The organism is Bacillus sp. jun7 (genome assembly GCF_051034795.1).
Lineage (GTDB): Bacteria > Bacillota > Bacilli > Bacillales > Bacillaceae > Bacillus > Bacillus velezensis.
In genome coordinates this window covers 2375001-2400404 of the sequence record NZ_CP093219.1, presented here as the reverse complement: position 1 = coordinate 2400404, position 25404 = coordinate 2375001, and the positions used below count along the sequence as shown (strand labels likewise).

Sequence of the window (25404 nt, the reverse complement as noted above, 5' to 3'; positions counted from 1 at the left end):
GCTTATTCTTCTTCTTTAACAACGATGTGGCGAATGATATCGTCACTGATCTTAGCTAAACGGTCGAATTCAGCAACCGCTGCAGCTTCAGACTGAACGTTTAAGATTTGGTAGAAACCGTCACGGAAATCATTGATTTCGTAAGCAAGACGACGTTTACCCCAATCTTTTGTTCCAGTGATCTCCGCTCCGTTAGAAGTCAATACGTTGTTGAAACGCTCGATAACTGCCTTCTTTGACTCTTCGTCAATGTTCGGACGGATAATGTACATAACTTCGTACTTTTTCATCTGTTTGCACCTCCTTTTGGTCTAAGCGGCCCTATAATGGGCAAGGAGCAATAATTCTATTACTCACAAGTTTATATTATACCAAAGCTCTTGTCCCTTTACAACTGTGTCCTATACATTAAATCGGAAATGAATGACATCTCCGTCTTGGACTACATATTCCTTACCTTCCAGACGCACTTTTCCGGCTTCTTTCGCTCCGGACATTCCGCCGCCTGCCAAAAGGTCTTCATAAGCAACCGTTTCAGCGCGGATAAAGCCGCGTTCAAAGTCAGTGTGGATGATACCCGCACACTCAGGAGCTTTCATGCCTTTTCTGAATGTCCATGCGCGCACTTCCTGTTCGCCCGCCGTAAAGTATGTCGCAAGACCGAGAAGAGAGTATGACGCTTTAATCAGCTGATCAAGACCTGACTCTTCGATGCCGAGCTCCTCAAGGAACATTTGCTTTTCTTCGCCTTCCAATTCAGCAATTTCAGACTCAATTTTCGCGCAGACGACGATAACCTCGGCGTTTTCACCCGCGGCGTACTCCCGGATTTTCGCAACATATTCATTATCTGAAGGATCAGCCACTTCATCCTCGCTTACATTTGCTACATAAAGCACGGGTTTTGACGTAAGCAAATGAAGCTGCTTCACAAGCTTTTGCTGTTCTTCCGTAAATTCAACGGAACGGGCAGGCTTTTCTTGTTCGAAAGCTTCTTTTAATTTAGACAGAATGTCAAATTCAAAAACCGCTTCTTTGTCTTTTTGCTTCGCAAGCTTGCTTACACGCGTGATGCGTTTTTCGACTGTCTCCATGTCGGCAAGAATCAATTCAAGGTTGATCGTTTCAATATCGTCAATCGGATCGACTTTCCCTGACACGTGCGTAATATTGTCATCAGCGAATGCGCGTACAACGTGGCAGATCGCATCTACCTGACGGATATGAGAAAGAAACTTATTTCCGAGTCCTTCACCTTTAGATGCGCCTTTTACGATCCCCGCGATATCAGTGAATTCAAACGCAGTCGGCACCGTTTTTTTCGGGTTCACCAATTCAGTCAGCTTTTGCAGACGTTCATCCGGCACTTCCACGATTCCCACGTTCGGATCAATTGTACAGAACGGGTAGTTGGCTGATTCGGCACCAGCCTGGGTAATTGCATTAAATAACGTCGATTTTCCGACATTCGGCAAACCGACAATTCCAGCAGTTAAAGCCATTCTTTCATCTCCTCTATATCAAACCATCATCGTATAAACGTATTGTAAACCTAGAGCAATTATAAGGAGGTTCATAGGAAAAGACAAGCTGAGAAAAAAGCATTTCCCGCCCTCTCACTCCTTAGATTATCCTTTTTTAACCGCTACCAGACAGTCAAAAAGCGTACTTCCCATTCCATTATCGGAATTTGAATCCTTTGTGAGCATGTTGACGGAGCCTCCGAATGCCGCCCACATGCCTTCATCTATATTCACCGTCTTCGGGTGAGCCTGCTTCATGATTTTCACCCTGCCGCGCAGACGGCCGCGGTCATTGTATACCTCTGCCGTATCTCCGTCTTGAAGTGAAAGCTCCTCGGCGATATCCGGCGACAGATCCACCTGAATCTGCTGGAGCTTTTCAATAAACGGCACGTGCTGTGAATGATTGGAGCGCTGCGGGTGAATGGACAGCAGCGTATACGGGTATTTCCCGGCAAGCCCGGCGTCATGATAAACAGACTCCTCCGGCACCTCCAATTGAGGGAGGCCGCTGTATCCTTTCTCTTCTGCCAGTGACGAGACGAATTCAAATTTTCCGCTCGGGGTTAAAAATTGAAAATCACTCCACGGAACCTGTTTGACCGGAAGCGGCATATGTCCTTTTTCCTTTAATTGCTCAAGGGTGATTCCTTCTTTCTCCAAAGAAGAGAGCCCCATTTTCAAGAAATCTTCCGTACTGTAATCAAACAGCTCCCCGAATCCGAGACGCTTTGCGAGTTCCGTCCAGATCCAACGGTCTGATTTTGCCTCTCCCTGCGGTTCCGCAAGCTTCTTGCCATATTGAACATAGTGATGATACATGCTGGAATAATAAATATCTTCCTCTTCGAAAACAACGGCCGTCGGCAGCACATAGTCACAGAGCTTCGCCGTATCGGTCATGACCGAATCAATGGCCACTGTGACCGGTGTTTTTTCAAACACTTCCTTCACTTTTTTTGTATTCGGCACCTGTGTCAGCGGATTGCCGCACGTCACGATGATCATCTCAATCGGCGGATCGGCTGCATTCAGCGCCTCTTCGGCTTGAGTCATCATCGAAAACGTTCTCGAACTTTTCTTCAGATCAGGACGGGTGAGCTCGGCCTTTGCAAAGCTTTCACCGACTTGCACATTTCCGAAGTTTGCGCCGCCGCCTTTGATACCGACATTTCCGCTCGCCGCAGCTAAAGCGTCAATCCACCGTATCGTCCCGCCCCCGTTTTTATATCTCTGCATCCCAAGACCCATAAAAGTGGAGGCGGGACCGTCAGCATATAAATCAGCAAGATATTCAAGCACTTCTAAAGACGTTTCTGTTTTCTCAATGATCTCCTCAAAAGAAATCGTCTTCAGAAGCTTTTCTATTTCTTCAAAACCGACCGAATGCCTTTGAATGAAATCGGAATCGGTTCTGCCGGTTTGGCATAATATTTTTAAAACACCCGCCGCAAGCCAGCCATCCATGCCGGGTTTGACGGATATATACCGATCGGCAAGCTTTGCAGTCGGGTTAAAAATAGGATCAATGACCGTCAGTGTCGCTCCTTTTTTCTTCACCTGCTGCAGATGATGATAGAGGTGCATATTCGTCCGGGACACGTTTCTGCCCCATACGATCACATGCTTGCTGTGATAAATATCAAGCGGTCCATGCCCGTAAGAACGCCCGAAATCCCAGCGCTGCGCTTCAATGCCGGAACCCCAGCAAATGCTGCCCGCAATCTCCGTTACACCGCCGTATCCATTGAAAAAACGCTGGTCGAGCGCCTTCAAAAGACCGTTATTGGCGTAATCATGACTGTGCAGCACTGCGGCAGTGCCCAACGTCTCCTTAATCACCGCCATTTTTTCAGCAATTTCATCTAACGCCTGCTCCCAGGAAATGCGGACAAATTCGCCGTCTTTCTTTTTTAAAGGAAAACGAAGCCGTTCCGGCGCATTCGTTTTCGTCTCCAGCATTCTGCCCCGGCCGCAAATTTTTCCTTCCGTAATGGGATGATTCGGGTCTCCGTCTACTTTCGTCACCTTTCCATCCTCAACTGTCACCAAAAAGCCGCAGCTGTCCCAGCAATTCAGCGGGCACGCTGACTGATGCACTTTGCTCATCTGGCCTCTTCCTCTCCTCTATATGAAAAAGCATGAGCGCCAGCCCTTATGATGTAGGCTCCTCATGCTTGACGAGTACTTTTTTCAGCTTTCTCTCAAAATCTCTTCTCGGAATCATGACACTGTGGGAACAACCCGTGCATTTGATCCGAATATCCATTCCCATCCGAATGATTTTCCACCTGTTTTCACCGCAAGGATGCGGTTTCTTCATTTCAACAATATCATTCAGGCCAAAGTCTTTATCCGCCAAGACCCTTCACCTCTCTCCATAGACTGCTTTATTTATTGTACAAAAAAAGACAGGATAAGAGCAACGGCCGCACTCAAAATGAGCATTATACTTTTTTCCATCTCCCTAAAATAGGGTAAAGAAGAAGACATACCAGCAAATAAAGACTTAAAAGCCCGTAAATGGGATATAAAATCGCGATCAAATCTGAAAAACCGATTGTCGTAAAAGGCACCATCACAGCTAAAAGAAGAGCTACGAGCGTCCATCTCGGCAATTTCACAAATGCAAGCATGCGGCTGGAAAGCCCGAACAGACCGGTCACGGTTGTCGTATAGATGGCTAAAAAAAGCACGGCGGCCATACAAAGAAATAACGGATAAGGAGCGCCTTCAAGGACGGCGAAAAGAGGCATCTCATATTGTGTAAGACTGCCTGAAAGCTGCACAAGCGTTTCATTGTAAACAAATGAAATCACACCGAAAATCAGCCCGCTTGCAACGCTTGCGATTTTCGCTTCTCCCAGTCCTTTCATATCTTTCCCGATTGAAGAAAGAACAGCGACAACAGAAAGGATGTTTAAGGACGTGAAGGTAATGCTTGCCGGCCAATTATACTGGCGGGTCAAATCTATCGTCCACGTGTAATGATGGGTTGTCTGAAAAAAGACCAATGCATATAACAGCCCCGCTACAAGAATCGGTATCAAAATACTATTCAGAGATAATATTCCTTTTATATCCCAAAAGAATAAACCGACGGTCACAATGCAAAGAAGAAAAATACCGATCCAAAACGGCAGCTTGTAAATTTGCAGCGTCACACCGCCGCCGGCAATCATAACCATCGTCATTGAAAACAAATAAAACATAATAAGCACATCATAGACTTTAGCAAGAGCCGGCCCCATCAGATGCTCAAGCACAGGTAAAAAGTGCGTTGATTGAACCCGATAGCTGATCTTCAACACAATATAAGCCGAAATCGTAAACATGACTGTAAACAATACAATAGCCAGTCCGCTTTCGACACCGAAGAACTGCCATATTTCCTGCCCGCTTGCATACCCAGCCCCAATCTGGCTGCTTAATATGAGCAGCATCCACTTCATCCCGGCTCTCCACACCCTCATCACCTCATAAAATTTCTGATCATCTCCGCATATTGCTACTATATTGAGTGACAGCGGCAATCATTCATACAAATGGGACAAATATGGTATGATAACGACGATTGACTATTCAGAAAATTTTATTTATATAAGGAGCTCAAATCATGTACATCAGGCGTTTAACCGCAAATGATACCAAGCCTTACACCGATATCAGGCTCAAAGCTTCAAAAGATCACCCGGACGCGAGGCTTGAATCCGGTAATGCCATCGTGCTTGGCGCCTTTGAAAAAGACAGACTGATAGGAATCCTCAAGATCTCCAAGCATTCGCTGTTTAAACTAAGACACATTGCGGTTATCGGTTCTATGTATATTTCCCCCAAACATCGAAGGTCAGGCGCAGGAAAAGCGTTACTGACGGAAGCCATCAGCCAGGCAGCAAAAAAGATGAAAGACACAGACAGCTCCATCTCTCTGTTACTCAACAAATGAACCCGCAAAAAAACTCTACGCTCAGTTAGGATTTACCCTCTTTTCTACAGAAAAAAGAGCGCTGAAATTAGATCATCAGCAATATGTAATGTAGATCAAATGGTCTTATTTCTTTCATGAACTTAAAGAATAACTGCTCTGAGTTCTTTTTTCTATCCCGCTCTTTTCAAACAACCGGCATGCTGATCATGACATAAGCATAAAAAAAGGCAGCGCTGGATATACTGTAAACAACCTACATCACCAAAAACAACAATGTAATACTCGTATGACATGACAAGGAAGTGAACCTTATGAATCGAAAAGGCGGGCTTTTTTCTCAAGAACGGGCAAAACAATATGTATCTCATACGGATTCTTCTGCTGCGAATCAAATACAAGCGATCCTTACTTCATCTTTACGTAAAGCAGCCGGCAGACCGTTAGTCACCGTGTGTATCGGTACAGATCGGTCGACCGGAGATTCATTAGGTCCGCTCGTAGGAACAAAGTTAGAAAAAATGAATTTAGGCAGATTGCACGTTTACGGCACGCTGTCAGATCCTGTTCACGCCGTCAATATGAAAGACAAGCTGAAAGATATTCAACATCTACATAAAAATCCGTTTATTATAGCGGTTGATGCTTGTTTAGGCCGCGTCAAAAGCGTAGGCTCATTTCAAATCGGCGATGGGCCGCTGAAGCCCGGAGCAGGTGTTCAAAAAGACCTTCCTGAAATTGGTGACGTCCATATCAATGGAATCGTCAATGTCAGCGGGTTTATGGAGTATTTTGTCCTGCAGAATACGAGGCTTCATCTTGTTATGAGCATGGCAAATGTTTTAGCAGAGGGGTTACAGCTGACAGATAAATCAGAAGGCCGGCAGGAACGGCTCAGTCCGTTTCATAAGCTGACAAGACGTATATAAAAAACCATCTTTTAAAAAAAGATGGTTTTTACGCTTCTCTTTCAGACAATAGTTCTAGGATACGTTCAAGATCTTCATTTGAGAAAAACTCAATCTCAATCTTCCCTTTTTTCTTTTGTCTCTTAATATTTACTGTTGTTCCGAAGTAATTTTGCAAATACGATTCCCGCTCTTTTAACACAACATCTTGAACAGGTTCTTTTTTCTTTGTTTCACGTGGAACATTGTTGTTTAACTGCTGAATCAGCTGCTCAAGCTGACGGACGTTCAGCTGTTCTTCAACCACTTTCTTCACAAGCGGTTCAAGCTTGTTTTTATTTTTCAAACCAAGCAAGGTTCTGCCGTGTCCCATGGATAACGTACCTTCTGCAATGAGGTTCTGGATGCTTTCCGGCAGCGTCAGCAGTCTTAAATGGTTGGCAATATGAGGCCTGCTTTTCCCGAGCCGTTTAGCGAGCTGTTCCTGGGTTAAATCCAAATGCTTCAGCAGTGAGTCATATGCCAGAGCTTCTTCAAGCGGTGATAAGTCTTCACGCTGAAGGTTTTCCAAAAGAGCGATTTCCCGCATCAGCGATTCAGATAAATCCCGCACGATAGCCGGCACTGTCTCTTTACCGGCAAGTTTTGCGGCGCGGTAACGGCGTTCGCCGGCTACAATATCATAGCCCTTCAATGATTTTCTCACGATAATGGGCTGAAGAATGCCATGCTGAATGATGGATTCCTTCAGTTCAGCTAATGACTCATCGTCAAATTGTTTTCTTGGCTGATAAGGATTGGGGCGCAAATCACTGATTTTAATCTCTTCCACTGTCTCTTCAGACAAATCAACCTGATTAAACAACGCGTTAATCCCTTTTCCGAGCCCGCCTTTAGCCATTCGCTGCCACTTCCTTTGCTAAATCTAAATATACTTCCGCACCTCTCGAACGCGGATCGTATAATATGATCGGCTTGCCGTGACTCGGCGCCTCACTTAAACGGACATTGCGAGGGATAATGGTTTGATACACTTTATCTCTAAAGTATTTCTTTACCTCCTCTATCACTTGAATGCCGAGATTCGTTCTGGCATCAAGCATCGTCAGAAGCACTCCTTCTATCATTAAGTCGGTATTTAAATGTTTTTGCACAAGCCGAACTGTATTTAATAATTGACTCAATCCTTCAAGAGCGTAGTATTCGCACTGAACCGGGATAACGACTGAATCTGAAGCAGTAAGCGCATTAATCGTTAATAACCCGAGAGACGGAGGACAATCAATAATCATGTAATCGTAATTTTGTTTCACTGATTCTAATGCTCTTTTCAGCCTGACCTCCCGTGAGATCGTCGGAACCAATTCGATTTCCGCTCCCGCAAGCTGGATCGTGGCCGGAATGACATCTAAGTTCTCTACTGAAGTCGGTTTAATAATATCTGTAACATCTGCATCATCTACTAAAATGTCGTACACACAATGATCCACATCGGCTTTTTCAATCCCTAATCCGCTCGTTGCATTGCCCTGCGGATCAATATCAACAAGAAGAACCCTTTTACCTATGTAAGCCAAGCAAGCCCCCAGATTAACAGAAGTCGTCGTCTTCCCGACTCCGCCTTTTTGGTTCGTAATTGCTATGATTTTTCCCACGATGTCACCTACCTTCACATGAACATGTACTGTCTTGTTTCTATCTTATCAAAAAAAGAGTAAAGCGTTTTATTTTTTTCATAATTTGTTTATCAGCAAGTGAAAAAAATGTAAACGAAAAAGACACTTTCTAATATAAGTTCTCCGATAAAGTGACTTTTTTGACTGTAAAAAGACAATTCACGACACAAAAAGATAAAATTTTACATATATAATGTATAGTGCACAATAAATCTATCATTATCTCAAAATAGTTTTTTGATTAAAATAAAAACTCCCCTGCTGATCAGGAGAGTTTTTATTTAGGTATCCGAATGGTAAGCTGGATGTACTCTTCGAATTCTTCTTCTTCAGTATTCAGTCTGACGCCGCTGTCTTCTACCATGGACAGTGACTGACGAATCGTATTCATCGCAATTCTTGTATCCCTGCTGAACGCTTTGCGTCTCGGCTTTGGTTTCTGCTTATTCTGTTCAAGCATTTTCACCACTCTGTCTTCCGTCTGCTTGACGTTTAAGCTTTTCTCAATGATTTCCGCAAGCAATGTGACCTGAAGCTCCGGCTGTTTGAGCGGAATCAGTGCTCTTGCATGACGTTCCGTAATTTTTTTCTCCATAATCGCATCCTGGACCGGTTCCGGGAGCTTTAACAATCGGAGCTTGTTCGCAATCGTTGACTGGCCTTTTCCTAAGCGCTGCGCCAAGGCTTCCTGTGTTAAATCATGAAGTTCTAACAGCCTTGCGTACGCATGAGCTTCCTCAATGGAGGACAATTCTTCCCTTTGCAGGTTTTCAATCAAAGCGACAGATGCTGTTTCCGTATCAGAAAAATCTTTAATAATTGCGGGAATCTTCTCCCATTCAAGCGTCTGTACCGCTCTCCAGCGCCTTTCACCCGCAATGAGCTCATATTGTCCTTCATCTTCTGTATGTCTGACAACAATCGGCTGAATGATGCCGTGTGTATGGATAGTCATTGCTAACTCTTTGATTTTTTCATCTGAGAAAATGGTGCGTGGCTGAAAACGGTTGGGAACGATAGCATGTACCGGTATTTCGAGTATCTCTTCTTTGTTTGTATCATGCTCAGCTATCTCCGGTTCCTCTTCCTTCTCACCAAACCCGAAGAAACGAGAGAATGAATGCTTCATTTACCTACACCACCTTTAAAAACTGCCATTTTTATAATTCTATTTTCTCATGGTTTTTCCTGCTGTATCTTCATCAATTTTGCAGAAAATATGATGGAATTGTCACATCAGGCTGTCTAAATTACCCTTCAATTGGCGATTTATTTGGAGTACCCGGTTTTCTCGGATATTTTTTCGGAGTGCTTTTCGTCTTGCGAATGATCATAATGTTCCGTTCACTTTCTTCAACGGGAAGTGTAAAGGAATGAACTTGTTCAAGCTCTCCTCCCAATACTTTAATCGCCTTTTGCCCCGCTTTCAGCTCTTCATCAGCGGCTGCAGCTTTTAGTGCCGCAAATATACCGTTTTTCTTGGCCAGCGGCAGACAAAGCTCACTCAGGACCGACAGACGCGCCACCGCACGGGCCGTCACGAGATCGAAGCTTTCCCGGACGTCTTTCCGCTGTCCGAATGTCTCCGCTCTGTCATGGACAAATGTCGTATGCTCTAATTGTAAAGCATCAGAGAGAGTTTCCAAAAACGTAATCCGCTTATTCAGTGAATCGACGATGGTGACATGCAGATGCGGGAAGCAGATTTTGACGGGCAGGCTTGGAAAACCGGCGCCGGCGCCGACATCACAAAGAGTGGTGACCTTTTCAAAATCAATATAAAATGCCGCCGTTATCGAATCATAAAAATGCTTGAGATAAACTTCCTTTTTCTCAGTGATGGATGTCAGATTCATTTTTTCGTTCCATTCCACGAGCATCCGATAATACAACTCGAATTGCTCCAGCTGGCGGTCAGAAAGGGAAATCCCTTTCTCCGCTAAACTGGATGTAAATTCCTCTATATTCATGCCGTCATCCTTTCTATTCAGCTACCTTGGCAATACGGCCCTGCTCCAGGTATACCAGCAGGATTGAAATGTCTGCCGGATTGACGCCGGAAATACGGGACGCTTGAGCAACTGATAAAGGACGCACTTCTTTCAGCTTTTGACGGGCTTCAGTAGCAATTCCTTTAATGGCGTCATAATCAATCCGATCAGGGATTTTTTTGTTTTCCATTTTCTTCAGCTTTTCCACTTGCTGCAAGGATTTTTCGATATATCCTTCATATTTCACTTGGATTTCCACTTGTTCCGCCACATCTTGCGGAACCGGAGAATCTGCAGGCGCAAGTTTTGTCACTGTTTCATAGTTCATTTCCGGACGTTTCATTAAATCTGTGCCGCGCACTCCGTCTTTCAGCTCGCTTCCGCCGAGTGAACGGATATATTCCTGATTCTCAGGAGACGGCTTGATAATAACAGACCAGAGACGTTTTTTCTCTGCCTCGATCGCCGCTTTTTTCTTCTCAAACGCTTCATAGCGTTCATCAGAAATTAAGCCGATCTCGTGGCCGATTTCCGTCAGGCGAAGATCCGCGTTATCGTGACGGAGCAGCAGTCTGTATTCCGCCCGTGAAGTCAGCAGACGATACGGTTCATTGGTTCCTTTCGTTACCAAATCATCAATCAATACACCGATATAAGCATCGGAACGGCTGAGGATCACTTCTTCTTTTCCAAGCGCTTTGCGGCCTGCGTTGATCCCTGCCATAATTCCTTGCCCGGCTGCTTCCTCATAACCTGATGTACCGTTAATTTGACCGGCTGTGTACAGGTTAGGGATTTTTTTTCGTCTCCAGTGTAGGCCAGAGCTGCGTCGGTACAATCGCATCATACTCAATCGCGTATCCGGCTCTCATCATCTGCACCTTTTCCAGTCCCGGAATGGTCGCCAGCATCCGCTGCTGCACGTCCTCAGGAAGACTCGTGGATAGACCTTGAACGTATACTTCCTGCGTATTTCTGCCTTCCGGCTCAAGGAAAATCTGATGACGCGGTTTATCATTAAACCGAACGACTTTATCTTCAATCGAAGGGCAGTATCTCGGTCCCGTTCCTTTAATCATACCGGAATACATCGGCGAACGATGCAGGTTGCTGTCGATGATCTCATGAGTCTCAGGACTCGTGTAAGTCAGCCAGCAAGGCAGCTGATCGGTAATGTATTCAACCGTTTCATATGAGAAAGCGCGCGGAACCGGGTCCCCCGGCTGGATTTCTGTTTTGCTGTAATCAATGGAATCGCTTGAGACACGAGGAGGCGTGCCCGTTTTAAAACGGACGAGATCAAAACCGAGCTCCTCTAAGTGCTCAGAAAGTTTAATAGACGGCTGCTGGTTATTCGGACCGCTTGAGTAAGACAGATCACCGAGAATGATCCGCCCTCTTAAATACGTTCCGGTTGTCAGCACGACCGTTTTTGCCTTGTATTCAGCACCGGTTTGCGTAATGACACCGCGGCACTCTCCGTCTTCAATGATTAAACGCTCGGCAATCCCTTGAAGAAGTGTCAAATTCGGTGTTTTTTCCAGCGTATGCTTCATTTCGTGCTGATATTGGAATTTATCCGCCTGCGCACGCAGCGCCCGTACGGCCGGACCTTTTCCTGTATTCAGCATTCTCATTTGAATATGAGTTTTATCTATATTTCTAGCCATTTCTCCGCCGAGCGCGTCAATTTCGCGGACGACAATCCCTTTCGCGGGGCCGCCGACAGACGGATTACATGGCATAAACGCAACCATATCAAGATTAATCGTCAAAACAAGCGTTTTGGCTCCCTGGCGCGCGGATGCGAGGGCAGCCTCAACACCGGCATGCCCGGCGCCGATGACAATCACGTCGTATTGGCCTGCTTCATACCCCATGGTTTTTTCCTCCCTTTTATTTACCTAAACAAAATTGTGAAAAGAGCTGATCAATTAAGCTTTCGTGGACGGCATCACCGATGATTTCGCCCAGCAGTTCCCAGCACCTTGTCAAATCAATTTGCACCATATCAATCGGAACATCCTGTTCAATTCCGTTCAGCGCATCATCAATCGCTTGCTTGGCCTGATGCAGAATCGAGATATGACGGGTGTTGCTGACATAGGTGAGATCTCCGCTTTCGATCGCTCCTGTATAAAATAGCGACTGAATCGCTTCCTCTAAATCTTGAATGCCTTCTTCTTTCAGCAATGAGGTCGTGACGACAGGCCGGCCTTTCGCCAGTTCCTTGACGCGCTCAGCGTCAATCTTAGCCTCAAGGTCCGTCTTATTCATAATGACAATGACGTCCATTCCCTCAACCGCTTCAAACAATTTCACATCTTCTTCAGAAAGCGCTTCGCTGTGGTTAAGCACAAGCAAAATGAGATCCGCTTCCTTCAGAACCTGCCGTGACCGTTCCACACCGATTCTTTCGACGATGTCTTCTGTCTCACGGATTCCGGCGGTATCGACAAGCCGAAGCGGCACGCCTCGCACATTGACATATTCCTCAATCACATCACGCGTCGTTCCCGGAATATCGGTTACAATCGCCTTCGTTTCATGGACAAGGCTGTTAAGCAGAGAGGATTTCCCGACGTTCGGACGGCCGATGATCACGGTAGACAGTCCCTCTCGCAAAATTTTCCCCTGCTCGGACGTACGGAGCAGCGCCTCGATTTCTTTCTTCACGCCGCTTGCCTTCTCCACTAAAAGCTGATGCGTCATTTCTTCGACGTCATCATATTCCGGATAATCTATATTCACCTCAACATGGGCAAGTGTTTCTAACAACTCATCACGCAGACGGCGGACAAGCGCAGAAAGCCGTCCTTCCATCTGGTTCATGGCGACATTCATGGCACGGTCCGTTTTGGCCCTGATCAGATCCATCACCGCTTCCGCCTGTGAAAGGTCAATCCGTCCGTTTAAAAATGCGCGCTTCGTAAACTCACCGGGTTCTGCCAGTCTCGCACCTTCTCTTAAAGCAAGCTGGAGCACCTGATTAACCGTCACAATACCCCCGTGACAGTTGATTTCAATGACATCTTCCCTTGTGAATGTTCTGGGCGCTCTTAAAACAGACACCATGACTTCCTCAATAATCCGTCCCGTCGTACTGTCCGCGATATGCCCGTAATGAATGGTATGCGATTCTGCCGAACTGAGCGTTTTGCCTTTCGGACCCTTGTACATTTTGTCGGCGATCTTTACGGCTTCCGGGCCGCTCAGCCGAACGATCGCAATCGCGCCTTCACCCATCGGAGTTGAAATCGCTGCAATTGTATCCATGCTGTTCACCTCTCTTTATCTCTGTTTCCATCTATATAAAAAATTTTATTTACGCCAAAATTAAAAGATAACATAGTTTGGTTTGAAGTGGAAGATACGTTATCCACAAAGGCAGAAATTCATCCCTTATTACTTTAACTTATCCACATGTGAATAACAATTAATTTTATTTCCTAAAACCTTTTTTATCAACAGCATAGACCGAAAAAGAAAAAACTTAAACGCAAAAAATGCGATTCTGCTTAGGAATAGAGCCATTTTTACCAATAAAAAAACCGAAGTTCCGATTTTACCCGGACTTCGGTTTTCTGCTATCTTTATGGGAAATAACGAGATGGCGGTACCGGCCTTCACCGGTAGAAAACGTTTTGATATTTGGATGCTTTGACAGCGCGTCATGGATGATTTTTCTTTCACCTGACGGCATCGGTTCTAAATGCACATCTTTTTTCGTTTTCGACACTTGCTTGGCCAGCCTGTTTGCCAGCTGATCCAGAATTTCTCTTCTTTTCCGCCGATAATTCTCAGCGTCGACAACGGCTTGGCGATACTGGCCGGAGCCGCGGTTCAAAACAAGCTGCGTCAATGTTTCCAATGCATTGAGTGTTTGTCCTCTTTTGCCAATAAGCAGCGCCGCTTTTTCACCTTTAATGTGAAAACAGACTGTTTTCTTGTTTTCTTCCGTAACAATCTCAGAAGGCCCGGCAATAGAATGGATGATTTCTTCCAAATACGCTTTCGCTTCCTGAACAGGATTTCTTTTCTCTTCAAGTTCTACGATCGCATTCTTTTTTCCGAAAATACCCAAAAACCCTTTATATTCTTCTTGCACCACTGTTATTTCTACTTGATCTTTCGTCAGTTGAAGTTCCTGAAGGCCTGATTGAACTGCTTCTTCGACATTCCGTCCCGCAGCAGTCACCTTCTTCACTTTTTCTTTCCTCCGGCTTTCTGCGTTTCCGGATCGTGTTTAATGTCAGGTCCTTTAATAAGGAATGTCTGAGCAATCATAAACAGGTTTCCGACTACCCAATACAGAGAAAGCGCGCTCGGGAAGTTGATCGCAAATACGATGATCATGATCGGCATAATCCATACCATCATTGCCATTTGAGGATTCTGAGTCGCATTTCCGGCCATCATCAGCTTCTGTTGGACAAAAGTGGCCACACCGGCAACGATAGGAAGAATATAGTAAGGATCCTTCTCTCCTAAATCAAACCATAAAAAGCTGTGCTGTGAAATGGCTTGCGTACGCATAATGGCGTGGTAGAATCCGATCAAAATCGGCATTTGAATCAGGATCGGGAAACATCCCGCCAGCGGGTTTACCCCGTGCTTTGAAAACAGGGCCATCGTTTCCTGCTGAAGCTTCTGCTGCGTTTTTTGATCTTTAGAGCTGTATTTTTCTCTGAGCTTCTGCATTTCAGGCTGCAGCGCCTGCATCGCTTTTGAGCTTCGAAGCTGCTTGATCATCAGCGGCAGAATCAGCAGACGAATTAAAATCGTAACGATGATGATCGATAAACCATAGTTATCGCCCGTCAGTTTCGCTACGTACGTAATGACTTCTGACAATGGATACACAACATATTTGTCCCAGAAATGCGGACTATTCGCCGTAATCGGCTCTTTCACACTCGAGCACCCGGCCAGCAGCACGAGCATACCGACCATACTCAGTAGTAACCATATTCTCCTTTTCAAGAACGTTTCCTCCTATACCAATCTTTATAAACCTTGTATGTATTTTAGCATCTTTCAGTTTCAAATGGCGTTCATTTTTCGCCAAATAAAAGGAAGCGCTTTTAAAAACGTGAAGAAAACAAAATATGAGCTATTTTGACGAAGATTTCTTATATAATGAGGTTTTTCTGAATAAGTGCTGCAGACTCTTTTTCGTTTCTTCAAAACTGAGGTCGCCGGCGGGTTTTCTTGCGATAATAATAAAATCTTTCGGCTTGAGCAGCTCTTTTTCCTCCTGAACCGCCTGTCTGATTAACCGCTTCACCCGATTGCGCACGACGGCATTGCCGATTTTTTTACTGACAGAAAGCCCTACCCGGAGCTCTTCCTGTTTCGGCTGATCAAGCGTATACAGCACGAACTGGCGGTTTGCCATAGACGTTCCGCGTTTAAACACTTTTTGAAAATCTTCATTTTTCTTTAACCGATTTCGCTTCTTCACTTTAATTCACTCCGATATTCACTCGCAGAAACTTTTATTTCTATCTAAAAAAAACGGGCCGCCGGAATACTGAAGAAATTTCTCCAGTACCGGGCGACGCATGACATCTCTTTTCTCTTAATGTGAAAAAAGACCACTGACATTATTCAGTGGCCTAAGCTGATAATACTTTTCTGCCTTTGCGGCGACGGCGTGCTAATACTAGACGACCGTTTTTTGAACTCATACGGCTTCTGAAGCCATGAACTTTACTGCGTTTACGGTTATTCGGTTGGAATGTTCTTTTCATTTATGACACCTCCCTCGAGGAATAGCTGTTAAAGACAGTCTTACTTATTATATTTGTGCTGCCTATTCATTGTCAACTTCAGCAGTGCTTTTATTTCTTACAACCATAATAGGATAACATACCTTAACCAGATTAGAAACCTTATTTTTCATATTCCTTTTTTTAACGCACAAAAAAAGCCGCGCTCCCCCGAAAAAACGACATGTGGATAATTTTTCGGTCTTTTTTTAATATCCACAATCGTTATCGACAACATTTTCACATTGCTAACCCCTGTGGACAAAGATTTTTCAACAAGTTGTCAGGTTTGTGGATAAGATTACGAGAACCATTGCAAGTCCTCGCTTAATTTGATATTATATTTGTGTTTTAACTCTTAATTACTTATCCAGTCCATTCTCTTTATCCACAAATTGTGGATAAGTTGTGGATTGTTTTCACACAGCTTGTGTAGATTGTTGTCCACAACTTGTGGAATTTGTCGAAAAGCTATTTTTCTACTATACTATATGTTTTCAACATTTCGTGTGTACGAATGGTCAGAGCCATATGCTCTTTTTTTGTGTTCTATAACAGGGGAAGGGCGCTGATTTTTAAAGAAAAGGAGGGCTGTGCCGGATAATGGAGAATATATTGGATCTTTGGAATCAAGCTCTAGCTCAAATTGAGAAAAAGCTAAGCAAACCGAGTTTCGAAACTTGGATGAAGTCGACGAAAGCCCATTCGCTGCAAGGAGATACCTTAACCATCACCGCTCCCAATGAATTTGCCAGAGACTGGCTGGAGTCCAGGTACTTACATCTCATTGCAGATACCATATATGAATTAACCGGGGAAGAATTGAGCGTCAAATTTGTCATTCCTCAAAATCAGGACGAAGAAGACTTTTTGCCGAAACCGCAAGTGAAAAAAGCGGCAAAAGAGGAACCGTCTGATTTTCCCCAAAGCATGCTAAACCCGAAATATACATTCGACACATTCGTCATCGGATCGGGAAACCGATTCGCCCATGCAGCATCACTGGCTGTGGCGGAAGCACCCGCTAAAGCGTACAACCCTTTATTTATATACGGGGGAGTCGGCTTAGGAAAAACCCACTTAATGCACGCGATCGGCCATTATGTCATTGATCATAATCCTTCAGCCAAAGTGGTGTACCTGTCTTCTGAAAAATTCACAAATGAATTCATCAACTCAATCCGCGATAATAAAGCCGTTGATTTCCGCAACCGCTACCGGAACGTTGATGTACTTTTGATAGATGATATTCAATTTTTAGCCGGAAAAGAACAAACACAGGAAGAGTTTTTCCATACATTCAACACGCTTCATGAAGAAAGCAAACAAATCGTGATTTCCAGTGACAGACCGCCGAAAGAGATCCCGACCCTTGAAGACCGCCTGCGTTCGCGGTTCGAATGGGGATTGATTACAGATATCACACCGCCGGATCTGGAAACGCGGATTGCCATTCTGAGAAAGAAAGCGAAGGCGGAGGGCCTTGATATTCCGAACGAGGTCATGCTTTACATCGCGAATCAGATTGACAGCAACATCCGCGAACTGGAAGGGGCATTAATCCGGGTTGTCGCCTATTCATCCTTAATCAATAAAGACATTAACGCAGACCTGGCAGCAGAAGCATTGAAAGATATTATTCCGTCTTCTAAGCCGAAGGTCATTACGATAAAAGAGATTCAGCGGATTGTCGGACAGCAGTTCAACATTAAGCTTGAAGATTTCAAAGCAAAAAAAGCGTACGAAATCCGTGGCTTTCCCAAGACAAATTGCGATGTATCTTTCAAGAGAAATGACGGATTCTTCTTTGCCTAAAATCGGGGAAGAATTTGGCGGGAGAGACCATACAACCGTCATTCACGCCCACGAAAAGATTTCAAAACTGCTGATTGATGACGAGCAGCTTCAGCAGCAGGTGAAAGAAATAAAAGAACTGCTTAAATAATAGTGTCCTCGGATGAATCGGGGAAAGTGTGAATAACTTTTTCATAGCCATACACAGTCTGTCCACATGGGGATAGGCTGTGTTTCCTGTCTTTTTCACAACTTATCCACAAATCCACAGGCCCTACTATTACTACTGCTATTTTTAAAATATATTAATTATATTATCCGTTAGGAGGATAAACATGAAATTTACGATTCAAAAAGATCGGTTAGTCGAAAGTGTACAAGACGTTCTAAAAGCCGTTTCATCCAGAACCACAATTCCCATTCTCACCGGTATTAAGATCGTCGCCTCAGATGAAGGAGTATCTTTCACAGGAAGTGACTCTGATATTTCAATTGAGTCATTCATTCCGAAAGAAGATGATGATAAAGAAATCGTGACGATCGATCAGCCGGGAAGTATCGTGCTTCAAGCGCGTTTCTTCAGTGAAATCGTTAAAAAACTGCCGATGGCGACTGTTGAAATCGAAGTTCAAAATCAATATTTAACGATTATCCGTTCCGGAAAAGCCGAATTTAATTTAAACGGCCTTGATGCAGATGAATATCCGCATCTACCGCAAATCGAAGAGCATCACGCCATTCAGATTCCGACGGATCTTTTGAAAAACCTGATCCGCCAAACCGTGTTCGCTGTGTCCGCCTCAGAAACACGCCCTATCTTGACAGGTGTAAACTGGAAAGTTGAAAACGGTGAGTTATTATGCACTGCCACGGATAGCCACCGACTCGCTTTAAGAAAGGCGAAGCTTGATATTCCGGAAGACAGTACTTATAACGTGGTCATTCCCGGGAAAAGCTTAACCGAGCTGAGCAAAATTCTTGATGACAACCAAGAGCTGGTGGATATCGTCATTACAGAAACCCAAGTTCTGTTCAAAGCGAAAAACGTATTGTTCTTCTCAAGATTGCTTGACGGAAACTATCCGGACACGACCAGCTTAATTCCGCAGGAAAGCAAAACGGAAATCGTCGTGAACACGAAGGAATTTTTACAGGCGATAGACCGTGCTTCTTTATTGGCGAGAGAAGGCCGCAACAACGTTGTAAAGCTTTCTGCCAAACCGGCCGATTCGCTTGAGATTTCATCAAATTCTCCGGAAATCGGGAAAGTGGTCGAAGCTGTGCTGGCTGACCAGATTGACGGCGAGGAATTAAATATTTCATTCAGTCCAAAATATATGATGGACGCACTGAAAGTACTTGAAGGAGCGGACATCCGCATCAGCTTTACGGGAGCGATGAGACCGTTTCTTATCCGTACGCCGAATGATGAGACCATCGTTCAGCTCATCCTTCCGGTCAGAACGTATTAATCAAACAGAATGTGCTGCCGGCTTAGTTCGGCAGCTTTTCTATTCATCAGCCGCTCCCTCAAGTTTTCCCTTTCCTTATTTCAGGATTTTTTAGTACAATTAGATATTAGTGATATTTGAAAGAGGTCGATATTATGGCAAATCCGATTTCGATTGATACAGAAATGATTACGCTTGGCCAGTTTTTAAAATTAGCCGATGTGATTCAGTCCGGCGGCATGGCGAAGTGGTTTCTGAGCGAGCATGAGGTGACTGTCAACAATGAACCTGACAATCGCCGCGGCAGAAAGCTTTACGTTGGAGACGTGGTCGCGATTGAAGGATTTGGTTCATTTCAAGTCGTCAATTAAAGCGGGTGACAGCGGTTGTATATCCAAAATTTAGAATTAACATCCTACCGTAATTATGAGCGCGCTGAGCTTCAATTCGAAAACAAGGTGAATGTGATCATCGGGGAAAATGCCCAGGGCAAAACCAATCTGATGGAAGCCATCTATGTCCTTTCAATGGCAAAATCACACCGCACCTCAAATGACAAAGAACTTATACGGTGGGACGAAGACTATGCTAAAATAGAAGGAAGAGTGATGAAGCGCAACGGGGACATCCCGATGCAGCTTGTCATCTCCAAAAAAGGTAAAAAGGGCAAGGTCAATCATATAGAGCAGCAAAAACTCAGTCAGTATGTCGGAGCGCTGAACACCATTATGTTTGCCCCTGAGGATTTAAATCTCGTCAAAGGAAGCCCTCAGGTGAGGAGAAGATTTCTCGATATGGAGATCGGGCAGGTTTCTGCCGTTTATCTGTATGATTTATCTCTTTATCAAAAAATCCTTTCACAGCGGAATCATTTTCTGAAACAGCTGCAAAGCCGGAAACAGACTGACCGGACCATGCTTGACGTTCTCACTGATCAGCTGATTGAAGCAGCCGCAAAAGTTGTCGCCAAACGTCTGCAGTTTACGGCGCAGCTTGAAAAATGGGCGCAGCCGATCCATTCCGGCATTTCCCGGGGACTTGAAGAACTGACGCTTAAGTATCACACGGCGCTTGATGTATCAGATCCTAAAGATTTGTCGAAAATAGGTAACAGCTACCAGGAGTCTTTTTCGAAATTAAAAGAAAAAGAAATAGAACGAGGCGTCACATTATTCGGACCGCATCGGGATGATGTCCTTTTTTATGTGAACGGACGCGATGTGCAGACTTACGGTTCGCAGGGACAGCAGCGTACGACGGCTTTGTCTCTGAAGCTGGCTGAAATAGATTTGATTCATGAAGAAATCGGAGAATACCCCATTTTACTTTTGGATGATGTACTAAGCGAGCTGGATGATTACCGACAGTCCCATTTGCTTCATACGATCCAAGGCCGTGTGCAGACATTTGTCACCACGACGAGCGTGGATGGCATTGACCACGATACCTTACATCAAGCAGGAATGTTCCGTGTGGAAAACGGTGCGTTAGTGAAGTGAAGAAATGAGGTGAGCGATTGTATATTCATTTAGGTGACGACTTTGTCGTTTCAACCCGCGATATCGTCGGCATTTTTGACTGCAAGGTCAATGTATCGCCGATCGTTGAAGAATTTCTGGACAGACAGAAAGAAAAAGTAGTGCCGTCCGTAAACGGCACGCCAAAGTCTATCGTAGTCACGACTGAGAATATATATTACTCTCCCTTATCTTCCGGCACACTGAAGAAACGTGCGCAATTTATGTTAGAAATAGATTCTTAGCGGATCTTTACAATGAATATATTATCGTTTAAGAAAAGTGTAGGTGAATGTGCATGGCTATGGAACAGCAGCAAAATAGTTATGATGAGAATCAGATACAGGTATTAGAAGGTTTGGAAGCTGTTCGAAAGAGACCGGGGATGTACATCGGATCAACTAACAGCAAAGGCCTTCACCATTTGGTGTGGGAAATCGTCGACAACAGTATTGACGAGGCCCTGGCCGGTTATTGTACAGATATTAACATCGAGATTGAAAAAGATAACAGCATTACCGTTAAGGATAACGGGCGCGGAATTCCGGTCGGTATCCAGGAGAAGATGGGCCGCCCTGCGGTTGAAGTCATCATGACCGTTCTCCACGCCGGCGGTAAATTTGACGGAAGCGGATATAAAGTATCCGGCGGTCTTCACGGTGTAGGGGCGTCCGTCGTAAACGCCTTGTCGACCACTCTTGACGTTACGGTTCATCGTGACGGGAAAATCCACTATCAGGCGTACGAGCGCGGTGTACCTGTGGCTGATCTTGAAGTGATCGGCGAAACTGATAAGACCGGAACGATTACGCACTTCGTTCCGGATCCGGAAATTTTCAAAGAAACAACCGTATATGACTATGATCTGCTTTCAAACCGTGTCCGGGAATTGGCCTTCCTGACAAAAGGCGTAAACATCACGATTGAAGACAAACGTGAAGGACAAGAACGGAAAAACGAGTACCACTACGAAGGCGGAATCAAAAGCTATGTTGAGTACTTAAACCGTTCCAAAGAAGTCGTTCATGAAGAGCCGATTTATATCGAAGGCGAGAAAGACGGCATAACGGTTGAAGTTGCATTGCAATACAACGACAGCTATACAAGCAATATTTATTCTTTCACAAATAATATCAACACATACGAAGGCGGCACGCACGAGGCCGGATTTAAAACCGGTCTGACCCGTGTCATAAACGACTATGCAAGAAGAAAAGGGATTTTCAAAGAAAATGATCCGAATTTAAGCGGGGATGATGTGAGAGAAGGGCTGACTGCCATTATTTCAATTAAGCACCCTGATCCGCAATTCGAAGGGCAGACGAAAACCAAGCTCGGCAACTCCGAAGCGAGAACGATCACTGATACGCTGTTTTCTTCTGCGCTGGAAACATTCCTTCTTGAAAATCCGGACTCAGCCCGCAAAATCGTTGAAAAAGGTTTAATGGCCGCAAGAGCGCGGATGGCGGCGAAAAAAGCCCGGGAATTGACCCGGCGCAAAAGTGCGCTTGAGATTTCCAATCTGCCGGGCAAACTGGCGGACTGTTCTTCTAAAGATCCGAGCATTTCCGAGCTGTATATCGTAGAGGGTGACTCTGCGGGCGGATCAGCGAAACAGGGACGGGACCGTCATTTCCAAGCCATTCTGCCGCTGCGCGGTAAGATTCTGAACGTTGAGAAAGCCAGACTTGATAAGATTCTCTCAAACAATGAGGTCAGATCAATGATCACGGCCCTCGGAACAGGGATCGGAGAAGATTTTAATCTTGAAAAAGCGCGTTATCATAAAGTGGTCATCATGACGGATGCCGATGTTGACGGCGCCCATATCAGAACGCTTTTATTAACGTTCTTCTACAGATACATGCGGGAAATCATCGAAAACGGCTATGTCTACATTGCCCAGCCGCCGCTTTATAAAGTGCAGCAGGGAAAACGGGTGGAATACGCTTATAACGATAAGCAGCTTGATGAGCTGTTAAAAGAGCTTCCGCAATCACCTAAGCCCGGCCTCCAGCGTTATAAAGGTCTTGGAGAAATGAACGCGACTCAGCTTTGGGAAACGACAATGGACCCTGCGACCAGAACGCTTCTGCAAGTCAATCTTGAAGATGCAATGGACGCTGACGAGACTTTTGAAATGCTGATGGGTGACAAAGTAGAACCGCGGAGAAACTTCATAGAAGCAAACGCCAGATACGTGAAAAATCTTGATATTTAACCAAGAAAGCCTTATTTTCGTTAAGAAATAAGGCTTTTTTCTCAAAGCGGCTTCTAAAGCCTCTGAAAACCCGCAAAACCCGTATATTCTACTAAATTAATGTGTATAAACACAAGTTTATTGATATAATGGAGAATAGTGAAATCGTATTGAAGATCATAATGGACAATCTACTCCCACATTATTTCATGTGATACTTCAGGGAGGTTTTTTTAATGAGTGAACAAAACACACCACAAGTACGTGAAGTCAATATCAGTCAGGAAATGCGGACATCCTTCCTGGACTATGCAATGAGCGTTATCGTATCCCGGGCGCTTCCGGATGTGCGTGACGGTCTGAAGCCGGTTCACAGACGGATTTTGTACGCAATGAATGATTTAGGCATGACCAGTGACAAACCATATAAAAAATCTGCCCGTATCGTCGGTGAAGTTATCGGTAAGTACCACCCGCACGGTGACTCAGCGGTTTACGAATCAATGGTCAGAATGGCGCAGGATTTTAACTACCGCTACATGCTTGTTGACGGACACGGCAACTTCGGTTCGGTTGACGGCGACTCAGCGGCCGCGATGCGTTACACAGAAGCGAGAATGTCAAAAATCGCAATGGAAATTCTGCGTGACATTACGAAAGACACGATTGACTATCAAGATAACTATGACGGTTCAGAAAGAGAGCCTGCCGTCATGCCTTCGAGATTTCCGAATCTGCTCGTAAACGGGGCTGCCGGTATTGCGGTCGGAATGGCGACAAACATTCCCCCGCATCAGCTTGGAGAAGTCATTGAAGGCGTGCTTGCCGTAAGTGAGAATCCTGAGATTACAAACCAGGAGCTGATGGAGTACATCCCGGGCCCGGATTTTCCGACTGCAGGTCAGATTTTGGGCCGGAGCGGCATCCGCAAGGCATATGAATCCGGACGGGGATCAATCACAATCCGGGCTAAGGCTGAAATCGAAGAGACTTCATCGGGAAAAGAAAGAATTATTGTCACGGAACTTCCTTATCAGGTGAACAAAGCGAGATTAATTGAAAAAATCGCGGATCTTGTCCGGGACAAAAAAATCGAAGGAATTACCGATCTGCGAGACGAATCCGACCGTAACGGAATGAGAATCGTCATTGAGATCCGCCGTGACGCCAATGCTCACGTCATTTTGAATAACCTGTACAAACAAACGGCCCTGCAGACGTCTTTCGGGATCAACCTGCTGGCGCTCGTTGACGGACAGCCGAAGGTACTAAGCCTGAAACAATGTCTGGAGCATTATCTTGATCACCAAAAGGTTGTGATCCGGCGCAGAACGGCTTACGAACTCCGCAAAGCGGAAGCGAGAGCTCACATTTTGGAAGGTTTAAGAATTGCTCTCGATCATTTAGATGCCGTTATTTCTCTTATCCGCAATTCCCAGACGGCTGAAATTGCGAGAACGGGTTTGATCGAACAATTCTCACTGACTGAAAAACAAGCGCAAGCCATTCTGGATATGCGCCTTCAGCGATTAACCGGTCTGGAGCGCGAAAAGATTGAAGAGGAATATCAATCACTTGTTGCGCTTATCGCTGAGCTGAAAGATATTTTAGCCAATGAAGAAAGAGTTCTTGAGATCATCCGTGAAGAACTTAATGAAATCAAAGAGCGTTTCAATGATGAGAGACGCACTGAAATTGTGACGTCCGGTCTTGAAACAATTGAAGATGAAGATCTTATCGAGAGAGAAAATATCGTCATCACACTGACCCATAACGGCTATGTTAAACGTCTCCCGGCGTCCACATACCGCAGCCAAAAACGGGGCGGAAAAGGCGTACAGGGAATGGGAACGAATGAAGATGACTTTGTGGAACACTTAATTTCCACATCAACGCACGATACGATCCTGTTCTTCTCTAATAAAGGGAAGGTATACCGTTCTAAAGGATATGAAATCCCTGAATACGGCCGAACGGCAAAAGGCATTCCGATTATTAACCTTCTGGAAGTTGAAAAAGGCGAATGGATTAATGCCATTATTCCGGTCAGCACGTTTGATGAGGAGCAATACCTCTTCTTTACGACCAAACAAGGGGTGTCGAAACGTACGGCACTGTCCCAGTTTGCGAATATACGGAATAACGGGCTGATCGCCCTAGGTCTCCGGGAAGACGATGAACTGATGGCCGTCCGCCTGACTGACGGCAAGAAACAAATCATCATCGGAACGAAGAACGGTTTACTGATCCGTTTCCCTGAAGAAGATGTAAGACAAATGGGACGCACAGCTGCGGGTGTTAAAGGCATCACGCTGACAGACGATGATGTCGTTGTAGGCATGGAGATTCTTGAAGAAGACTCTCATGTCCTCATAGTGACAGAAAACGGCTACGGCAAACGCACACCGGCTTCAGAATACAGAGTTCAAAGCCGGGGCGGAAAAGGCCTTAAAACATGTAAAATCACTGACAGCAACGGTCCGTTAGTAACCGTGAAAGCAACAAAAGGCGAAGAGGACTTAATGATTATTACGGCAAGCGGCGTGTTAATCAGAATGGATATTAATGATATCTCCACTACGGGACGCGTAACTCAAGGCGTCCGTCTGATCCGCATGTCTGATCAAGAGCATGTAGCCACTGTGGCG

At 45.0% G+C, this 25404-nt stretch carries 22 protein-coding genes and 2 pseudogenes (1 of these 24 cut by a window edge); 9 read left to right on the top strand and 15 right to left on the bottom strand.

Features of this window, described 5'->3' with window-relative positions:
• Positions 1-2: 2 nt before the first annotated feature.
• From rpsF to MJQ52_RS11615, 5 genes are all read right to left on the bottom strand, one after another.
• Positions 3-290: a 30S ribosomal protein S6 gene (rpsF, locus tag MJQ52_RS11635; RefSeq protein ID WP_004392977.1), complete on the bottom strand. Its 288-nt coding sequence runs from the start codon at positions 288-290 to the stop codon at positions 3-5.
• Between the two features lie 111 nt (positions 291-401).
• A complete protein-coding gene (ychF, locus tag MJQ52_RS11630; RefSeq protein WP_004392975.1) occupies positions 402-1502 on the bottom strand; it encodes a redox-regulated ATPase YchF in 1101 nt (366 codons plus the stop codon).
• A gap of 126 nt (positions 1503-1628) precedes the next feature.
• Positions 1629-3632, bottom strand: a complete 2004-nt coding sequence (locus MJQ52_RS11625) for a molybdopterin-dependent oxidoreductase (RefSeq protein WP_205161077.1) — start codon at positions 3630-3632, stop codon at positions 1629-1631.
• Positions 3633-3678: 46 nt separating this feature from the next.
• Positions 3679-3885 carry a DUF951 domain-containing protein gene (locus MJQ52_RS11620; protein ID WP_004392973.1) on the bottom strand — a complete coding sequence of 69 codons (207 nt, stop codon included), beginning with the start codon at positions 3883-3885 and terminating at the stop codon, positions 3679-3681.
• An 85-nt stretch (positions 3886-3970) separates the two neighbouring features.
• On the bottom strand, positions 3971-4996 hold the full coding sequence (locus tag MJQ52_RS11615; RefSeq protein WP_104843023.1) for a YkvI family membrane protein: 1026 nt from the start codon (positions 4994-4996) through the stop codon (positions 3971-3973).
• Between the two features lie 143 nt (positions 4997-5139).
• Between MJQ52_RS11615 and MJQ52_RS11610 the strand changes: the two genes are divergently transcribed.
• Together MJQ52_RS11610 and yyaC are read left to right on the top strand one after the other, a co-directional pair.
• On the top strand, positions 5140-5469 hold the full coding sequence (locus MJQ52_RS11610; RefSeq protein ID WP_223257575.1) for a GNAT family N-acetyltransferase: 330 nt from the start codon (positions 5140-5142) through the stop codon (positions 5467-5469).
• Between the two features lie 293 nt (positions 5470-5762).
• A complete protein-coding gene (gene yyaC / locus MJQ52_RS11605; RefSeq protein WP_004392969.1) occupies positions 5763-6377 on the top strand; it encodes a spore protease YyaC in 615 nt (204 codons plus the stop codon).
• Between the two features lie 28 nt (positions 6378-6405).
• Here yyaC and MJQ52_RS11600 read toward each other — a convergent pair whose 3' ends face one another.
• From MJQ52_RS11600 to rpmH, 10 genes and pseudogenes are all read right to left on the bottom strand, one after another.
• A complete protein-coding gene (locus MJQ52_RS11600) occupies positions 6406-7257 on the bottom strand; it encodes a ParB/RepB/Spo0J family partition protein (protein WP_004392966.1) in 852 nt (283 codons plus the stop codon).
• Positions 7250-8011, bottom strand: a complete 762-nt coding sequence (gene soj, locus MJQ52_RS11595; RefSeq protein ID WP_007409899.1) for a sporulation initiation inhibitor protein Soj — start codon at positions 8009-8011, stop codon at positions 7250-7252. Before soj ends, MJQ52_RS11600 begins: the two co-directional genes overlap by 8 nt.
• A gap of 298 nt (positions 8012-8309) precedes the next feature.
• Positions 8310-9161 carry a nucleoid occlusion protein gene (noc, locus tag MJQ52_RS11590; RefSeq protein WP_007615083.1) on the bottom strand — a complete coding sequence of 284 codons (852 nt, stop codon included), beginning with the start codon at positions 9159-9161 and terminating at the stop codon, positions 8310-8312.
• Positions 9162-9282: 121 nt separating this feature from the next.
• On the bottom strand, positions 9283-10002 hold the full coding sequence (rsmG, locus tag MJQ52_RS11585) for a 16S rRNA (guanine(527)-N(7))-methyltransferase RsmG (RefSeq protein ID WP_014306213.1): 720 nt from the start codon (positions 10000-10002) through the stop codon (positions 9283-9285).
• A 13-nt stretch (positions 10003-10015) separates the two neighbouring features.
• Positions 10016-11903 (bottom strand): annotated as a pseudogene (gene mnmG / locus MJQ52_RS11580) (tRNA uridine-5-carboxymethylaminomethyl(34) synthesis enzyme MnmG).
• A gap of 16 nt (positions 11904-11919) precedes the next feature.
• Positions 11920-13299 (bottom strand): tRNA uridine-5-carboxymethylaminomethyl(34) synthesis GTPase MnmE, encoded by a 1380-nt coding sequence (gene mnmE, locus MJQ52_RS11575; protein WP_004392954.1) that lies wholly within the window; start codon positions 13297-13299, stop codon positions 11920-11922.
• 289 nt (positions 13300-13588) lie between these two features.
• Positions 13589-14230, bottom strand: coding sequence for an RNA-binding cell elongation regulator Jag/EloR (jag, locus tag MJQ52_RS11570; protein ID WP_017418434.1), 642 nt, complete (start codon positions 14228-14230; stop codon positions 13589-13591).
• Positions 14227-14976 carry a YidC family membrane integrase SpoIIIJ gene (spoIIIJ, locus tag MJQ52_RS11565; protein ID WP_071182106.1) on the bottom strand — a complete coding sequence of 250 codons (750 nt, stop codon included), beginning with the start codon at positions 14974-14976 and terminating at the stop codon, positions 14227-14229. Before spoIIIJ ends, jag begins: the two co-directional genes overlap by 4 nt.
• A 160-nt stretch (positions 14977-15136) precedes the next feature.
• Positions 15137-15487, bottom strand: coding sequence for a ribonuclease P protein component (gene rnpA / locus MJQ52_RS11560; RefSeq protein ID WP_004392944.1), 351 nt, complete (start codon positions 15485-15487; stop codon positions 15137-15139).
• 154 nt (positions 15488-15641) lie between these two features.
• Positions 15642-15776: a 50S ribosomal protein L34 gene (gene rpmH, locus MJQ52_RS11555; protein WP_003178075.1), complete on the bottom strand. Its 135-nt coding sequence runs from the start codon at positions 15774-15776 to the stop codon at positions 15642-15644.
• Positions 15777-16397: 621 nt separating this feature from the next.
• Between rpmH and dnaA the strand changes: the two are divergent.
• The 7 genes and pseudogenes from dnaA to gyrA form a co-directional block, all read left to right on the top strand.
• A pseudogene (gene dnaA, locus MJQ52_RS11550) lies at positions 16398-17739 on the top strand (chromosomal replication initiator protein DnaA).
• Positions 17740-17923: 184 nt separating this feature from the next.
• Positions 17924-19060 carry a DNA polymerase III subunit beta gene (gene dnaN / locus MJQ52_RS11545; protein WP_094247315.1) on the top strand — a complete coding sequence of 379 codons (1137 nt, stop codon included), beginning with the start codon at positions 17924-17926 and terminating at the stop codon, positions 19058-19060.
• A gap of 134 nt (positions 19061-19194) precedes the next feature.
• On the top strand, positions 19195-19410 hold the full coding sequence (gene rlbA / locus MJQ52_RS11540; RefSeq protein WP_004392910.1) for a ribosome maturation protein RlbA: 216 nt from the start codon (positions 19195-19197) through the stop codon (positions 19408-19410).
• A gap of 15 nt (positions 19411-19425) precedes the next feature.
• Complete coding sequence (gene recF, locus MJQ52_RS11535) at positions 19426-20538, top strand: DNA replication/repair protein RecF (protein ID WP_094247314.1); 1113 nt, start codon at positions 19426-19428, stop codon at positions 20536-20538.
• 17 nt (positions 20539-20555) lie between these two features.
• Positions 20556-20801: an extracellular matrix regulator RemB gene (remB, locus tag MJQ52_RS11530; protein WP_004392908.1), complete on the top strand. Its 246-nt coding sequence runs from the start codon at positions 20556-20558 to the stop codon at positions 20799-20801.
• 59 nt (positions 20802-20860) lie between these two features.
• Positions 20861-22777, top strand: a complete 1917-nt coding sequence (gene gyrB / locus MJQ52_RS11525; protein WP_004392900.1) for a DNA topoisomerase (ATP-hydrolyzing) subunit B — start codon at positions 20861-20863, stop codon at positions 22775-22777.
• Between the two features lie 215 nt (positions 22778-22992).
• On the top strand, positions 22993-25404 hold the 5' portion of the coding sequence (gene gyrA, locus MJQ52_RS11520; protein ID WP_004392898.1) for a DNA gyrase subunit A. 48 nt of this gene lie beyond the right edge of the window; the window shows 2412 of its 2460 coding nt (coding positions 1-2412); it begins with the start codon at positions 22993-22995; its stop codon lies beyond the right edge, outside the window.

Bases quoted from the DNA above. Each gene is read 5' to 3' on its own strand.
- mnmE (WP_004392954.1), bottom strand. From the start codon at position 13,299: ATGGATACAATTGCAGCGATTTCAACTCCGATGGGTGAAGGCGCGATT.
- MJQ52_RS11625 (WP_205161077.1), bottom strand. From the start codon at position 3,632: ATGAGCAAAGTGCATCAGTCAGCGTGCCCGCTGAATTGCTGGGACAGC.
- ychF (WP_004392975.1), bottom strand. From the start codon at position 1,502: ATGGCTTTAACTGCTGGAATTGTCGGTTTGCCGAATGTCGGAAAATCG.
- noc (WP_007615083.1), bottom strand. From the start codon at position 9,161: ATGAAGCATTCATTCTCTCGTTTCTTCGGGTTTGGTGAGAAGGAAGAG.
- rpmH (WP_003178075.1), bottom strand. From the start codon at position 15,776: ATGAAAAGAACATTCCAACCGAATAACCGTAAACGCAGTAAAGTTCAT.
- MJQ52_RS11600 (WP_004392966.1), bottom strand. From the start codon at position 7,257: ATGGCTAAAGGCGGGCTCGGAAAAGGGATTAACGCGTTGTTTAATCAG.
- gyrB (WP_004392900.1), top strand. From the start codon at position 20,861: ATGGAACAGCAGCAAAATAGTTATGATGAGAATCAGATACAGGTATTA.
- rpsF (WP_004392977.1), bottom strand. From the start codon at position 290: ATGAAAAAGTACGAAGTTATGTACATTATCCGTCCGAACATTGACGAA.
- MJQ52_RS11610 (WP_223257575.1), top strand. From the start codon at position 5,140: ATGTACATCAGGCGTTTAACCGCAAATGATACCAAGCCTTACACCGAT.
- rsmG (WP_014306213.1), bottom strand. From the start codon at position 10,002: ATGAATATAGAGGAATTTACATCCAGTTTAGCGGAGAAAGGGATTTCC.
- MJQ52_RS11615 (WP_104843023.1), bottom strand. From the start codon at position 4,996: ATGAGGGTGTGGAGAGCCGGGATGAAGTGGATGCTGCTCATATTAAGC.
- dnaN (WP_094247315.1), top strand. From the start codon at position 17,924: ATGAAATTTACGATTCAAAAAGATCGGTTAGTCGAAAGTGTACAAGAC.
- rlbA (WP_004392910.1), top strand. From the start codon at position 19,195: ATGGCAAATCCGATTTCGATTGATACAGAAATGATTACGCTTGGCCAG.
- yyaC (WP_004392969.1), top strand. From the start codon at position 5,763: ATGAATCGAAAAGGCGGGCTTTTTTCTCAAGAACGGGCAAAACAATAT.
- spoIIIJ (WP_071182106.1), bottom strand. From the start codon at position 14,976: ATGGTCGGTATGCTCGTGCTGCTGGCCGGGTGCTCGAGTGTGAAAGAG.